Below are 14,299 nucleotides of genomic sequence, written 5' to 3' on the forward strand. Positions count from 1 at the left end.
TTCTTACTAATTTAAAGGTAGAGTAAAATAAAAAGTAGATCCCTGGCCCAATTCACTTTGGATACCTACCGTACCATTATGTTGTTTTATGATCTCCGAACAGATATAAAGGCCTATACCAAGTCCCTGAAATCGCACCGAAGATTCTTCTACCCGATAAAATTTACCAAATATATTCTTTTGCTTATGTTCAGGAATACCGATACCATAGTCCTTTACACTAACGATTAATTGATCATCCTCCTTTTCTGTACGTACAATGATTCGATCTGTATTAGGCGCATATTTAATGGCATTTGTCAAGTAATTGATCAAGACCTGTTCAATCCGAACTTCATCACCTAAAAAGAGCTCTTCTATTCGATCACCTTCCCTCTCAATAGTAACGGAATTATTTTCATGGGTTTGATAAATAATATCAATAGCATTGGTTAGTAAGTTTTCAAAATCAAAATTCTTTTTTGTAATCTTCAATTTCCCGTTTTCAATTTTTGAGATGTCCAACAAGTCTGTAATAAGTCCGCTAAGTTTGGTTACTTGGCTTTGTACCCTATTGATGTACTTGACTGCGGTGACGTCTTTAGCAGTATTAATTGTTCGTTCCAATAACTGGGCATATGCCTTAATGCTGGTTAATGGGGTCTTTAATTCATGACTGGCTATACTCAAAAACTCATCCTTTTTCTTTTCCATCTGTTTTTGATCGTCAATATCTGTAAAGGTACCGACCCACTTAACCTGATTATTCTTTTCTTTAATCGGAATAATCCGCAACAAATGAAATCTGAAAAGCTCGTCTTTTAATTCTTTTATACGAACCTCGAGTTCGATTGGTGTTTCAGCAATTAATGCTTCTGCCCAAGATACATGTATATCCGGATCATCAGCATGCGTTGTAGGAAATTTATTTGATGTTGCATAGGATAGCCATTTACTGTTCACAAATTCTATTTCACCATCTCCATTTGCCGTAAATGCCAACTGTGGTAGCGACTCTAATGTCGAATGCAAATTTTCTACTTGTTCCTTTAACTCCTGCTGCGCTTTTTTCCGTTCTTCAATTTCCAATCGAAGCACCTGTTGCATATCATTTAAAGCTACCGTCTGTTCATATAAACGAGAGAAAGTCTTCACTTTCAGCATTAAAATATCTGGATCAATAGGCTTCGTAACATAATCTATTCCACCTGATGCATAACCTTTAGTAATAAACTTTTTATCTTTATTGACTGCCGACAAAAAAATAATCGGAACATCTTTAGTTTTATTAAAACCGGATAACGTTTCTGCAACTTCAAAACCATCAATTCCAGGCATCTGAACATCCAAGATAATCAATGCATAATTATTCTTTAAAACCTTTTTTAGTGCCTCTTCTCCAGATAGCGCAGTATCAACTGAAAAATTTTGAGATTCGAGTAATTTCTTAAGTGAATAAATATTCGCTTCTTGATCGTCAACAATTAAAATCATAGCAGTTTAGTTCAATTCGTCTGTAAACAACAATCGTGTAAACACAGGTATTCGAATGATAAAGTCTAAAAATAGGATTTTATTTTTTAATAATGACACCTAGACACAAAGCAAACTATATTGGTCCAAAAATATTACTTTGCAAAAAGCGATATTTTCCAATTATGAACAATAAAAAGGAATTATTTAAACGATAATTCTATGAGTTACTGACAAATAAAGAGACAACCTCGGTGATAACAGTAATTTATACCTGTTTATAAGAATAAATGCCTGTTTACATCATCGGATTCGATTCGAATTGAACTTAACAGCGTTTACCCTGTTCTTAATACAAGAAGAATGTACAGAAATATTCCATATCATTCAATAATTCTTGTGGATTTAATTTATACTAAAAAATGAAAATAGCTATTATTGGAACTTACCCACCTAGGCAGTGCGGAATTGCAACGTTTTCACATGATCTATATCACTCCCTGCCACGATCTTTAGCGAATGATCATCACATATTTGCGGTATCTGATGGTTCGGAATATGTGTTTCCTGAAGAAGTAACTTATATCGTAGAGAAAGAAAATTTAGATAGTTATATTCAGGCTGCCGATGTCATCAACAATGCATTTGATGCCTGTATCATCCAACACGAGTACGGAATATTTGGCGGAGAAACAGGGAGCTACATTATTGACTTACTTCAACACTTAAATGTACCCATTCTTACCAACTTACATACCGTGCTGGAACATCCGCATCATAATGAATACCGTATTCTCCGTGAACTAGCGCAGTATAGCAGTAAAATCACGGTTATGACGAGTCGTGCCATCAATATGCTAGAGACAATATATCAAATTGATCGTAGTCAGGTAAGTCTAATACCACACGGTGTTCCAAACTTCGATTGCGACCAAGAGATGGCGAAGAGAAAATTAGGATTTCAAAATAAAAAAGTCATGCTCAGTTTCGGCTTTTTAGGTAAAAGCAAAGGTTTTGAAACAGCGATTCAGGCAGTTTCTGAAATTGAGAATGACGACTTCGTTTATATTATATTAGGTTCAACACATCCAAATGTTTTAAAGCATGAAGGTGACGCGTACAGACATGATTTGATGGATATGGTCATGGCCCGTAATATTGGTCATAAAGTGCAATTTGTCAATCAATTTGCATCCGAAAAACTATTAAAGGAATATTTGAGCGCTTGCGATATTTATGTCACTCCTTACCCAAATGAAAACCAAATCAGCAGTGGAACACTGTCATTTGCACTGGGCGCTGGAGCGGCCTGTATTTCAACTCCATATTGGTATGCTAAAGACCTCTTAGCAGATGACCGTGGGTTATTCTTTCCTTTTAATGACGCACATGCACTTTCGTCAGTTGTCAATGATCTTTTAGATCAACCTGAGAAAATGCACTATTACAGAAACAATGCTTTAGAATATGGAAAACAAATGTCTTGGGCAAATGTAGGAAAGAAACAATTTCAGTTACTGAATGAGCTATGCACAGCATCGAAAACTTCAACAATTTGTTTCAATGACACTGTTCAGCAAAACAACATTACGAACATATTTCACAGCAATAAAAGACTATCTTCATAATGAAACTACCACAATGATTTGTTTATATGAAAAATAAAGCTCTAAAAACAATAGCAAAAATTCCCAAAGAGAAATCTAATGATTTATCTCAGAACAAAGTGAAAAGCAATACCGGTACACCACCAAAAAAAGACACGAATCCGCTTCCGCCAAATCCAAATGAAGTGGACAATCACGACACGTAGTGCCATGACTATCATGGCACTACATTCCAATTATTGAGCTCAAAAATTTATTCTTTACCTTCAAACTTTTTGTACAGATCATAATCAAATGGAATACGCATCGTCAGATCTTTAGCTTCCCAAATATCGCCTTTTGACGGCTGATAAAAATCATACGCGGGCTTAAGAAAATTATCTCCATCAGGTGCTTCCTGCCAATCTTTCTTATCTCTATTATATAACAAAATCATACAGCTTACACAATTGTAATTGCCATCTGTATTTGGGTTATCGTAACACTTACCAACTTTTATATTGATCTTTTGATTAATAATGACGTCCGTTAATCGGCCATCAGTATGGCGGATCAACGCAGCCTGTGCATCTTCATGATCAGGTCTAATTTTAGCTTCAACAAGACGATCAAAATTTGCTTTTTTAATCTTTTCAAGTTCACTTGCAACAACTTCAGGTGCCACACGGCTCGTATCTAACGAGTAAATATCATCAGGAGAAACTACCGCAGCTACCTCAGTTTGAATATTACCGTCTGTTGGATTATTTGCTAATATTCTTTTATTTTCTTCATAATTTTCCCAATCAGCTTTTGAATAGGTTACATATTGCTGCGCTTTATAGAGCAATGTTTCATTTGGCGTGATATATATAAAATTACTAGCAATAAGCAATACGATTAATACAGCTACTGTTCCTAAAAGAATCATTTTGGTTTTGTTACTTTTCATTTAAATTTATCTTATGTTTTAATTATTTATATTACTGAGGTTTTTACACCTGCAATCGTAGTCTTATCCAATTGATTACAAACAGACCAATAAAACAGATCAGGATATAAAGCTGAATTTTATTTACTTTTCTTGTTCCAAATTTCCAAACGCAGATTCTGTCAATCACAATGATGAGCAAAACAGGAATCAGTCCAAAAAAAATGTACATCGCGGCTAACTTATCTGGAGCAGAAACCCCCGTAGCTAATACAATCGCAATTAAAATTCCGATCAAAATCGATAATGCACTTAACGTAAAAAAGATCGTTATTTTATTTTTAAAAAAATCTTTCATTTTTCAATAGCTTTAATAAGCAGATTTTCGCAACGTTATTATGATACATAATAAGGCTTAAAAAAAAGTGTTCATTATTTTTTTTTAATTATTCCATTTTCATTTACATCATATTCTATACCTTCTGATACAAGTGTTACGCTACCATTTTCAAAACGACTTGGATAAGAAAAACGAGGTGGGCTAATTATTTTTTGATTAAAATCCATAATTCCCCATTTAGCGGTATTGTTACCGTTACCTATAGGAATCAAAACTTGAAACATGATCAAGCCATTCTTGCCCATCATAAATAAATCATCATATTTTACCGGAACAATAATTTGACCAGCGGCATTGATGTAGCCCTTCTTATCATTTTTACTGACTTTTATCAATCCAAATTTTGTATCCATCGAATCGGCCGCATTATTCCCAAAATAGATATCATCAAATTGAGGGTTTACAATTTCAACACCCTCGCTATTGACTATACCATAATTATTAAGGGAATCACTAACGACGAAAAAATCATTTTCCGTCCTAATGCGCATCGTTACACTGCTGTAAATAGGCTGTATAATAACTTTCCCACTCTTATCAATAAGACCCAGACCCAAACTATTTCCATCTTTATCCAACTTACTGAATGTGGCATAAAGATCTTCTCCAAATGAAGAATAAGCATCATAATTGGGATCGCTGTTTTCCCATGCATTATCCTGCACATTATAATGTCCTGGCAATTGCACTATTTTAGATTTTCGCATGTCCTGCTTTTGTATCGTATTATTGGTACAGGCAGATAAAATCGTAAAGAAAAATAATAATAAATAGTTCATTTATATAATTTGAAAATGACACCATTAGCAATCTCGATGATGTTCAATTGTTACTATTACAAAAATACCTTAAACATCGACAATATTGTGATGGGTTTACAATTCGCTTAAGAGATCTTACAATCCGTGTTCGATTATTTTAAACGAAAAAACTAGTATATGATTTAGCTATGAAAATATTAATACTAAAAAGTACACTTCATACTCTTGCTAAAAATTTACTAATGACAACTGGCAGAATAACCATTAATATTAAACAGCAAAGCGTTAGGATATGATCTTTACCATTATCTCCGAAGAAATAGATAACAAGTGCCAAAACGAGGATAGGACTAAAAATATAAATCTTATGAATGTAATATTGATTTTCTTTACTTAGATTTTGTTGAATAAACTCGTCTCTATTTAAAAGATTTGGATAATTAATTTTTACAAAATCGTAAATCTGTTCTAGATCAATTGTTGTTAGCGCTCTAGGTCGTATCAATAGATCATCTATTGCAATGGTCATATCTTTTCTTTTGAAAGAGATAGCGCTAATTTTTTCTGCAGCATACTTCTTTAAATAACTTCTAGGATCTAGTGCATAGCCTTTATAATCTGCATCATTCTCCGTTGATAAACAATGTAGCTCTCTGCTATCCAAATAGAAAATTTCAAAACTATCAAGTGCTTTATAAGTTTGATAACTCGATTTTATGAAAAATAAAAAAGTTAGAAAAATCGAAGAAAGGACGATCTGTAAAAATTCAATATCCTGCCATTCACTCAACAGATATATAGCAACAAAGGACAAGCCAATAAAGTAGAGAAAATAGTTGAACTTGACGAAGCTATGAACAACATATAGTACAGTTACTAAAGCAAGTCCGGAAAGTCCACTTTTCCAATCTATTATAATGCCAATGACTCCTAAAAGAGAAAACATAATGACAAAAATTAATGAAATGGCACTATTATTCTTTCCAAACTTTTTTTTCGAAATACTGATAGAATTATTTTTTTTACTCATTATCAATTGACTTCAAAATATCATCAATGTATGGTATCAAAGTATATAAGCAACAACCTGAATTTTTTAGCGCATAGCCTCAATTAAAAAGAAATTATTCCATGTACACATTGATCTATCTAGGACAAAGAGAAAGATTACATCGTCTATGAAGGTTTATATTATTTATGGATCTTTTTACTATTTTTCTCATTCCCCGTATTAGTTTGTTCGACCGGCAATGTCATGATAAGAGGTGCCACAACCTCCTTCAGCTCTTCATCATCGACCTTCTTCAATACTTTTCCTTTATAACGATATGACTTTTCGATCTCAGTACAGCTACTGAAAAAGATAGTTGAATCGGAAAATACTAATTCTTCTCGTCCCTTCATAACCCTATCCATAAGATTCTGTTTAAGAAACTGACTCAAGATACGATCATCCTGATACACATTATCTTCATAATAGGCATCATTATCCGAGTCATCCTGCCGCATATACTGGTTAGTAAATTTGTCCAGACGATAGGTAGAAAGATCCCTTTCAAAAGTGCCATAATGCTTATTAACAAGCATAAAATCACGTGATTTAAACGATGTAAGATATTCATTTTTCATCATCATGATATCATTCCATTCATGATCACTTTCCTGTTTCTTATAACCGTCTTCCCCTCCATAATTAGAAAGCTGGATCACCAATTGATTATCTTCATTCTTATATAACGCTCCGGAAAAATCTTCATATTCTCGTCGGGCTTTATTGTGTACGAGCACAAAATTATTAAAGCCTTTATCATTCTGATAATTCCATGAAGCTAGAGAATCGTCCTGACTATTTTCTGCGGCATATAAACTAATACTTCTCGGAAAAGTATTTTTTTCATATACAAATGGGCTACTAAAGCAGTTCGCATCGTCATTAAACACTTGCTGTACACTGTCTTTATCAAACTTGACATAGGTATTTCCATCTTCAAAACCTACAAAAGCCATTTTCGTTCCCGCGCCTAGAGATGGATCTTGGTGGGCATAGATCTCAAATAGATCTTGTTTATCCGTATAAAAAAGTAAGTAGTCCTTTTCAAAACCATAATGCCCAAAAACTGCTGTAGCATAGCCATAAAGCATAAAAGTACCATCTTCAAAAAGACAGATGCCGTCATTACTCCCGTACCGTCCACTGATTTCTTTATATCTTTCTTGATTTTCTCCCTGCGGAAGATAACCCTTCCGCTGTGCCGATACAGAAATTCCCATCATCATAACACATACCATTAAAGATGTCTTTATCATCATTTATATTTATTAATTGAAAAGTAATTCAACTGCCAGATATCTTTACCGCAGATCGGAAAGAAAATAGCAATGATAACAACAAACTTATCATTAATATTAACCTTTTCGAAATAGTATTATCAAAAAATTTATACACCTCCTATTCATGAAAATCGAAATAACAGCATAAAATCCTGATAATCATCTGACAACATTATATTAAGACACACCTTGATCAGCGGGTTTGGCCGGAATTTCTTCCACCACACGCTCACGCTCCTTTTCTTCTACATAAACCGCATAGTCAGCAGGTTTAATCGGTATACCGTTTGCAATGGCATTTTCACGTGTGTAGACCGCACCAAAATACAAGATAGCAGCAGTATAGTATACCCATAATAATACTAATACAAGTGCACCTGCAGCACCATAGGTTGACTCAGTTCCGGAAGATTCTAAATATAATCCAATGGCATACCTACCGATAATAAATAATAAGGCTGTAAAAAGAGCTCCCGTGCGTACAGTCTTCCACTCGATCTTAACATCAGGCAATGTTCTGAATATGATTCCGAATAAAATAAATATAATTCCAAAGCTTAATGCAAAATTAACTGCATTCATAAAGAAAACTGTTATATCAGGGAAATAGACCTGCAATCGATCTGTAAAAGCTAGAATGATACCATTGACAACCAATGTGACCATTAATAAAAATCCAAGTCCAACAACTAGAGAGGAAGATAGCAATCGATCCGTAATCAACTTGAGCCAGCCTCGTTTTGGTTTTGCCCGAACATGCCATATCCTATTAATGGAATTTTGAATATCTCCAAATACAGTCGTAGCTCCAATTACCAAGGTGATAATACTAGCAATCAATGCAAAATTTGATTTACCTGATAGTTTCAGATTGCTGATCACTTCCTGAATTTGTCTGGCGGCGCTTGGACCAACCAAACCTCTCATTTCTGAAAACACTTTCCCTTGAATCGCATCCTCTCCAAAAAAGATCCCTGCAAGGGAAATCATAAGCACGAGAATCGGACCGATTGAAAATATAGTGTAATACGAAAGTGAGGCACTGTATTTAAGACAATCTTCATTCATAAATCCCGATACTGTCGATTTAAATATGTTTATGTATTTACTTATAAATCCTTTTTTTTTATTTTCCATAGTCCTGATCACTTTGTTAAACGCCTAGAAATCATTTTTTATAATTTATCTATAACACAATGTCGCTGTAACACTAAATTTGTGGCACAGGAGCATTGTTATAAATTAAACCTTCATTTTTTAATTCCGCCCAAAGTTGAGGGGGAATTACGGTATTCAAAGCCTCAACATTGGATCGTACTTGATCTGTAGTACTTGCACCAGGTATGATTGAAACGAAATCCTCACTTGCAAGCACAAATTGAAGGGCAATAGGGATAATTCCGACACCATGAGAAGCTCCTATTTGTGCAATACGCTCACGTTTTTCAATCATGCCCTTTGGTATAAAAGATTTGTAATTATATCGGTTTCTCCCAGCAATAAATCCTGAATTATATCCAGCACCAGAAACGAGCTTTACTCCACTTTTTTGCACAGCGGGTAGAAGGCGGTCGACAGCATCTTCATGTTCTAATATTGAATATTGAGTGGCAGACAGACAGATATCAGGGTCCGCTACTGCAAGACAGTCCAAAATAGGTTCAATTTTATTGACACCAAGTCCCCAGCCTTTTATTATACCTTGGTCACGGTAGTCCGATAATACTTTAAATGCGCCATCTGCTGCTTGTTTGAAGTAATAGTCATAGCGGTCACCAACCTGATCTTCAGACAGATCATGTACAAATACAATATCCAGATGATCAACGCCCATCCGCAGTAAGCTATCATCAATCGAACGCTTAGTTCCATCTGCAGTATAGTCATGTTCGAAATCAAATGGAAATGGTGCCTTCCACATGGTAGGCGGAACAGCTTCGGGTATCACTGGATCAAATAATCGACCAATTTTTGAAGAGAGGATATAGTCAGACCGATCTTGATCTTTTAAAAATTCTCCAAATCGCGCTTCACTTTTTGTTAGACCATACCAGGGAGACGTATCATAGTATCGAATACCCAGATCCCATGCCTTTTGCAGTATATCATATGACTGCTTATCTGATAATACTTCAAAACCAGTTCCTATAGCCACGCCACCTAAGCCCAAGCGATGTTTTTCATTAAATAAATTCTTCATATACAATTTTTATATCCTGCTTCCTATATAATAACCCAAAATCCATAAAAATGTTCCTTTTATGGAATAGGAAAATACCATTATAAGAAATACAAACAGGAAAGTTGAAAACAAAAAAAGAAGGGCTTCCTAAGGTCTAAACCCAAGGAATGCCCTTCTTTTCACAAAATGGAAATTAATCCTATTTAATTTTTATATGTTGATAAAGTTCCCTTTAGTCTTTTTCTTGCAATATGGATACGAGTTTTCACTGTACCAATAGGAAGGTTAAGATGTTCAGCAATTTCATTATATTTATATCCTTCGTACAGCATAGTAAAAGGTATGTAGAACCCTTCATCCAATTCTCCCAATGCTTTCTGAATATCTTCCATCACAAATTTATCTTCTCCACCATTTCTTACCGAAGAATATTGCAAATGCGAAGTACTGATCTCTTCTTCTGTTGTAATAAAAGAACGACTTTTAGTTGTACGTCTATAATTATTAATAAAAGTATTGCGCATGATGGTATAAAGCCATGCTTTTAAATTAGATCCTTCTTGAAAATTACGGAAATAGCTTACTGCTTTTAACATGGTATCTTGCAAAAGATCATTGACCTCGTCATAATCATTTGTAAAACGCTTTGCAAAAACTTTGAGCTCATTTGTTTGCTCGATCACTTGGGTGTTAAATTCTGTCTTTGTCATAAAGGATAGTTTTTTATTGCTGTACTTGCGCACATCTTTTGTTAACACTTAATCTAATTTTATCTAGCATGGATCATTTTAATATTCATGCATTGTTGATAACATTAAAGCAATCGCTGTGCTATATCCTTTAATATTTTTTCAAAAAAAAGAGTATTAATACCCCCTAAACCACAAGTTAAATCATCAACACTATTTTCAAACAATTAGAAATGTGTATTCAACCATTGAATTTATACGCAAGAGCGGGTATTTAACCCCAATGAAAGATCATAATTTTTCACATAAATGGTTAAATTTCTTTATGGTATTGCTATTCAACAAATAAATCGTCTACTTCTCTATACAATTTACTAAAAGTAAGACAAAAATTGGTATTTATAAATCTGAAAATATTCAAAACATCAATTAAGTGTTCGCGCTTTGACAATTGTTATAAGTTTGCTAAAGCTTCTTTAATATTACTAGGTGTGTCGAAAAAGGTTTTCCATGGATCCTCCACTTTCTTCAATCGCTCCGTTATAGTTTTTAAATTAAATTGCCTGATGTCCAAACCTTTCTTTACTTCCTCCCAATGTAAAGGCGTGCTGATAGTAGCACCAGGTTTAGGACGTATAGAATATGGAGCTGCGATGGTCTGTCCTCTTCTATTTTGTAAAAAATCAAGATAGATTAAACCCTTTCTTTTCTTAGGATCCCGGATAAGGCTTGTTGTATCAGGATGCTCCTCATGAATCATTTCTCCGATGAGCTGGATAAAATCGCGTACAACCTCATAAGTATACCGTTGTTTGACATACAAGTAGATATGTAATCCTGTCGAACCAGATGTTTTAATATAATCTGCAACTCCAACTTGTTGAAAAATTCGATGAGCGGTCTGCGCTATTTCAATGACCGAATCAAAATCTGCTCCATTTGGATCAAGATCCAATACAGCAAAATCCGGATTTTCCACCTTTTTATATGTAGATAGCCAAGGATTTATTTCAATAGACCCTAGATTCGCAATATATAATAAGGTTGCTCTATTATTGCACACCATATAATCGATATTTTTATCCGTACTTTCAGCATATATGGGCACGGTCTTTACCCAATCTGGAATTTGTTTTAAATCGACATCCTTTTGAAAAAAACTATCAGCTCCTATTCCATTAGGAAAACGATGAAGTGAAATTGGCTTATCTTTTAAGTAAGGCAATAGTAAATCACCATATTGTTCATAATATTCAAGCATTTCACCTTTCACATATCCTTCATCTGGCCAATATATTTTATCAAGATTAGTTAGTTTTACACTATGGCGGTTTATAGAAATTATCTTCTCTTTTACCCTTTCATTTCTGACCTCTTCCATGACGATCTCCTTAACTTTTTTATCTGTACGTAATCCCTTGAAAACAGGGTGACGTAAATGATGGTCCATTGTCCACTCTGAATAATAAACTTCGCAGACGAGATCCGGCTTCACCCAAGTCACTTCTTTTTCCTTCGCAATAGATACTTGAGGAAACGGCTTCTTGCTTATTATACGCCTTTTCAATTTATCCATTAATATTTCCAACAACTCATCACTAAATCCAGTACCACAGTTACCTAGATAGGTTAACTCCAAATTGTCATAGCACCCCAAAACGAGAGCTCCAAAAGAAGAACGGTTTCCCTGCGGTTTTGTAAAACCGCAAATAACAGCTTCCTGGCTTTGACGAATTTTAATCTTAAGCCATTGATTGCTTCGTTTTCCAGCATGATAAAGACTGGTAAGATCTTTGGCAATGACTCCTTCCCATCCCTTTCGTTCCGCTTGACGATAAATGGACATAGGCGTCCCTTTTAGTGAGGTAACCAACTCAATCATTTGACCTTTGAATCCTTTAAAAAACAAAGTCAATAGTTCTTTTCGCTCAGATAAAGGGTATTGACTTAAGTCATTTTCATCCAAATTCAAAATATCAAAGATATAATAATGCAGTTGATAGGAACTACCCAATGGTTCGCCGGTTGCCAACATCTGAAAATACGATTTACCTGTGCGATCTTCTATCACCACTTCCCCATCTAACCAAACATTCCTATTTAAAGCCATTAGCTCCTTCACAATGGAAGGAAATAGTTTATTCATATTTTTTCCATTTCGGGAATAAAGAAAAATATGTTCATCCTCTTTTACAGCAATAATGCGAAAACCATCAAATTTCTTTTCAAATAACCAATCATTCCCTTCGGGCATAGCATCGGTTAGCTTGGCCAACATTGGCGACAGCTGAGTCAGCTCTGGTTCACTATTATTCGATGGCTTAGCTATTCGTTTTGACTTCTTCTTTGCTCCTACTTTTTTATATTCTAATCCTTCTTTTTTTATTTTTTCAGGAACTGCATCTTCAGCATTATAGGATACTTCGGTTGCATATTCATCTTTATGTTTAATGAGTAACCACGACTTACCTTCTTGATCACCTTTTATTCTGACAAGAGCAAATTCTCCTTTGAGCTTATCTCCATGTAGGACAAACTTAATAGACCCATCCGCTAAATTACTTAAAAAACTATCTTCATCTTGTCCATTTAAAGACTCATAATACCCTTTATCAAAAACACTTACGGTACCAGCACCATAATTACCTTCCGGAATTGTCCCTTCAAAATTTGCGTAATCGACGGGATGATCTTCAACTTGAACAGCCAATCGCTTATCGGCAGGAAACAATGATGGTCCCTTTGGTACAGCCCAACTTTTTAGTACACCGGCAACTTCCAATCTAAAATCATAATGCAATCTGCTGGCATGATGTCTTTGTACAACAAAGCGCAATTTTTTATCACGTTTAATCTTTAACTTACCTTTAGGCTCTTCTGTACTTTTAAAATTACGTTTTTCGTGATATTGCTTTAGTGTATCCATGTTTTTAGTTATTGATGTACATGAAACCCTCGAAGGGCTCTATCATGACTGAATGAAAAACTAGGTGACGATAAAGTGTTTCCTTTTATAATTATAACGCTTAAATGCATCATTTTGTTAGTTTTGGCGGACAACCTTTTGTCCCGACTTTAAAACATGAGTTATACCCTCTTTTTCGATGATCATTTTCAATCACTCTGAACTTCAATCACAATAGTCTTACATAAAAGCATGTCAGATTTTAACATTGAATACTTATATTTACGTGAAATCAATCTATTACAAAATGAACAAAATTTATATATCTTGCTGTGTCCTCAGCATGAGCCTAATTGGTTCTTTAAGTTATGCCCAAACGAAATTTCAACCGCAGGATACCGAGTTTTATACTCCAGTACTGCGTACGGTGACAACTACTGAGAACAAAGCTCCTTCTGATGCGATCGTTCTTTTTGACGGCTCCAATCTTAATCAATGGGTAAGTTCCAATAACGTAAAAGAGCAGGCACCCTGGAAAGTACAAAATAACGTTTTAACGTCCACCCCAAAAACAGGGAATATCCAGACAAAAGAAAACTTTGAAGATTTCCAGCTTCATGTCGAATGGAAAAGTCCGGAAGTCATCAAAGGTGAAGGACAAGGAAGAGGAAACAGCGGTATCTTTTTGCAGGGTCAATATGAATTACAGGTCTTAGACAACAATAATAACCCAACCTATGTCAATGGACAAGCAGGATCGATCTATAAACAACAGCCACCCTTGGTCACAGCAACCAAACCAGCTGGACAATGGCATACTTACGACGTCTTGTATACCGCTCCACGATTTAATGCCGATGGTGTATTAATCAAAAAAGGCATCGTAACCGTTTTACACAATGGTGTTGTGGTACAATACAATACGCAGATCGAAGGAACTACGGAGTACATCGGATTACCAAAAACATTAGTTCACGGTCCAGGACCAATCGTATTGCAAGACCATGGCGATCTTGTTGACTTCCGCAATATCTGGATAAGACGTCTTTAATCAGTAAAAGA

The 14,299-nt window shown here is 35.0% G+C and carries 13 protein-coding genes; 3 read left to right on the forward strand and 10 right to left on the reverse strand.

Features of this window, described 5'->3' with window-relative positions; all coding sequences use genetic code 11:
- Positions 1 to 6 precede the first annotated feature (6 nt).
- Complete coding sequence (locus HCX49_RS09720; RefSeq protein WP_132773823.1) at positions 7 to 1,473, reverse strand: ATP-binding protein; 1,467 nt, start codon at positions 1,471 to 1,473, stop codon at positions 7 to 9.
- 401 nt (positions 1,474 to 1,874) lie between these two features.
- Here HCX49_RS09720 and HCX49_RS09725 point away from each other — a divergent pair, with 401 nt between their 5' ends.
- Both HCX49_RS09725 and HCX49_RS09730 read left to right on the forward strand, forming a co-directional pair.
- A complete protein-coding gene (locus tag HCX49_RS09725) occupies positions 1,875 to 3,080 on the forward strand; it encodes a glycosyltransferase family 4 protein (RefSeq protein WP_132773821.1) in 1,206 nt (401 codons plus the stop codon).
- Between the two features lie 26 nt (positions 3,081 to 3,106).
- A complete protein-coding gene (locus tag HCX49_RS09730; RefSeq protein ID WP_165902415.1) occupies positions 3,107 to 3,265 on the forward strand; it encodes a hypothetical protein in 159 nt (52 codons plus the stop codon).
- 47 nt (positions 3,266 to 3,312) lie between these two features.
- Here HCX49_RS09730 and HCX49_RS09735 read toward each other — a convergent pair whose 3' ends face one another.
- From HCX49_RS09735 to ligD, 9 genes are all read right to left on the reverse strand, one after another.
- Positions 3,313 to 3,990: a hypothetical protein gene (locus HCX49_RS09735; protein WP_168126920.1), complete on the reverse strand. Its 678-nt coding sequence runs from the start codon at positions 3,988 to 3,990 to the stop codon at positions 3,313 to 3,315.
- Between the two features lie 43 nt (positions 3,991 to 4,033).
- On the reverse strand, positions 4,034 to 4,327 hold the full coding sequence (locus HCX49_RS09740; protein ID WP_021189955.1) for a hypothetical protein: 294 nt from the start codon (positions 4,325 to 4,327) through the stop codon (positions 4,034 to 4,036).
- 74 nt (positions 4,328 to 4,401) lie between these two features.
- Entirely contained in the window at positions 4,402 to 5,148 is a 747-nt protein-coding gene (locus HCX49_RS09745) for a WG repeat-containing protein (RefSeq protein WP_168126921.1), read from the reverse strand.
- Between the two features lie 199 nt (positions 5,149 to 5,347).
- Positions 5,348 to 6,160 carry a hypothetical protein gene (locus HCX49_RS09750; RefSeq protein WP_168126922.1) on the reverse strand — a complete coding sequence of 271 codons (813 nt, stop codon included), beginning with the start codon at positions 6,158 to 6,160 and terminating at the stop codon, positions 5,348 to 5,350.
- 161 nt (positions 6,161 to 6,321) lie between these two features.
- Complete coding sequence (locus HCX49_RS09755) at positions 6,322 to 7,440, reverse strand: hypothetical protein (RefSeq protein WP_168126923.1); 1,119 nt, start codon at positions 7,438 to 7,440, stop codon at positions 6,322 to 6,324.
- 198 nt (positions 7,441 to 7,638) lie between these two features.
- Positions 7,639 to 8,598, reverse strand: a complete 960-nt coding sequence (locus HCX49_RS09760) for a YihY/virulence factor BrkB family protein (RefSeq protein ID WP_168126924.1) — start codon at positions 8,596 to 8,598, stop codon at positions 7,639 to 7,641.
- Between the two features lie 73 nt (positions 8,599 to 8,671).
- Positions 8,672 to 9,661 (reverse strand): aldo/keto reductase, encoded by a 990-nt coding sequence (locus HCX49_RS09765; protein WP_168126925.1) that lies wholly within the window; start codon positions 9,659 to 9,661, stop codon positions 8,672 to 8,674.
- A 185-nt stretch (positions 9,662 to 9,846) separates the two neighbouring features.
- Positions 9,847 to 10,353: an RNA polymerase sigma factor gene (locus HCX49_RS09770; RefSeq protein ID WP_168126926.1), complete on the reverse strand. Its 507-nt coding sequence runs from the start codon at positions 10,351 to 10,353 to the stop codon at positions 9,847 to 9,849.
- 433 nt (positions 10,354 to 10,786) lie between these two features.
- Complete coding sequence (ligD, locus tag HCX49_RS09775) at positions 10,787 to 13,258, reverse strand: DNA ligase D (protein WP_168126927.1); 2,472 nt, start codon at positions 13,256 to 13,258, stop codon at positions 10,787 to 10,789.
- 286 nt (positions 13,259 to 13,544) lie between these two features.
- Between ligD and HCX49_RS09780 the strand changes: the two genes are divergently transcribed.
- A complete protein-coding gene (locus HCX49_RS09780) occupies positions 13,545 to 14,288 on the forward strand; it encodes a DUF1080 domain-containing protein (RefSeq protein ID WP_132773803.1) in 744 nt (247 codons plus the stop codon).
- The last annotated feature ends 11 nt before the right edge of the window (positions 14,289 to 14,299 follow it).

Origin of the sequence: Sphingobacterium sp. B16(2022), from assembly GCF_012030425.1 — a bacterium.
Lineage (GTDB): Bacteria > Bacteroidota > Bacteroidia > Sphingobacteriales > Sphingobacteriaceae > Sphingobacterium > Sphingobacterium anhuiense.

What these genes read in the sequence shown, in the direction of transcription:
- HCX49_RS09770 (WP_168126926.1), bottom strand. Translation starts at nt 10,353, where the DNA reads ATGACAAAGACAGAATTTAACACCCAAGTGATCGAGCAAACAAATGAG.
- HCX49_RS09755 (WP_168126923.1), bottom strand. Translation starts at nt 7,440, where the DNA reads ATGATGATAAAGACATCTTTAATGGTATGTGTTATGATGATGGGAATT.
- HCX49_RS09745 (WP_168126921.1), bottom strand. Translation starts at nt 5,148, where the DNA reads ATGAACTATTTATTATTATTTTTCTTTACGATTTTATCTGCCTGTACC.
- HCX49_RS09725 (WP_132773821.1), top strand. Translation starts at nt 1,875, where the DNA reads ATGAAAATAGCTATTATTGGAACTTACCCACCTAGGCAGTGCGGAATT.
- HCX49_RS09780 (WP_132773803.1), top strand. Translation starts at nt 13,545, where the DNA reads ATGAACAAAATTTATATATCTTGCTGTGTCCTCAGCATGAGCCTAATT.
- HCX49_RS09740 (WP_021189955.1), bottom strand. Translation starts at nt 4,327, where the DNA reads ATGAAAGATTTTTTTAAAAATAAAATAACGATCTTTTTTACGTTAAGT.
- HCX49_RS09765 (WP_168126925.1), bottom strand. Translation starts at nt 9,661, where the DNA reads ATGAAGAATTTATTTAATGAAAAACATCGCTTGGGCTTAGGTGGCGTG.
- HCX49_RS09750 (WP_168126922.1), bottom strand. Translation starts at nt 6,160, where the DNA reads ATGAGTAAAAAAAATAATTCTATCAGTATTTCGAAAAAAAAGTTTGGA.
- HCX49_RS09735 (WP_168126920.1), bottom strand. Translation starts at nt 3,990, where the DNA reads ATGAAAAGTAACAAAACCAAAATGATTCTTTTAGGAACAGTAGCTGTA.
- HCX49_RS09720 (WP_132773823.1), bottom strand. Translation starts at nt 1,473, where the DNA reads ATGATTTTAATTGTTGACGATCAAGAAGCGAATATTTATTCACTTAAG.
- HCX49_RS09760 (WP_168126924.1), bottom strand. Translation starts at nt 8,598, where the DNA reads ATGGAAAATAAAAAAAAAGGATTTATAAGTAAATACATAAACATATTT.
- HCX49_RS09730 (WP_165902415.1), top strand. Translation starts at nt 3,107, where the DNA reads ATGAAAAATAAAGCTCTAAAAACAATAGCAAAAATTCCCAAAGAGAAA.
- ligD (WP_168126927.1), bottom strand. Translation starts at nt 13,258, where the DNA reads ATGGATACACTAAAGCAATATCACGAAAAACGTAATTTTAAAAGTACA.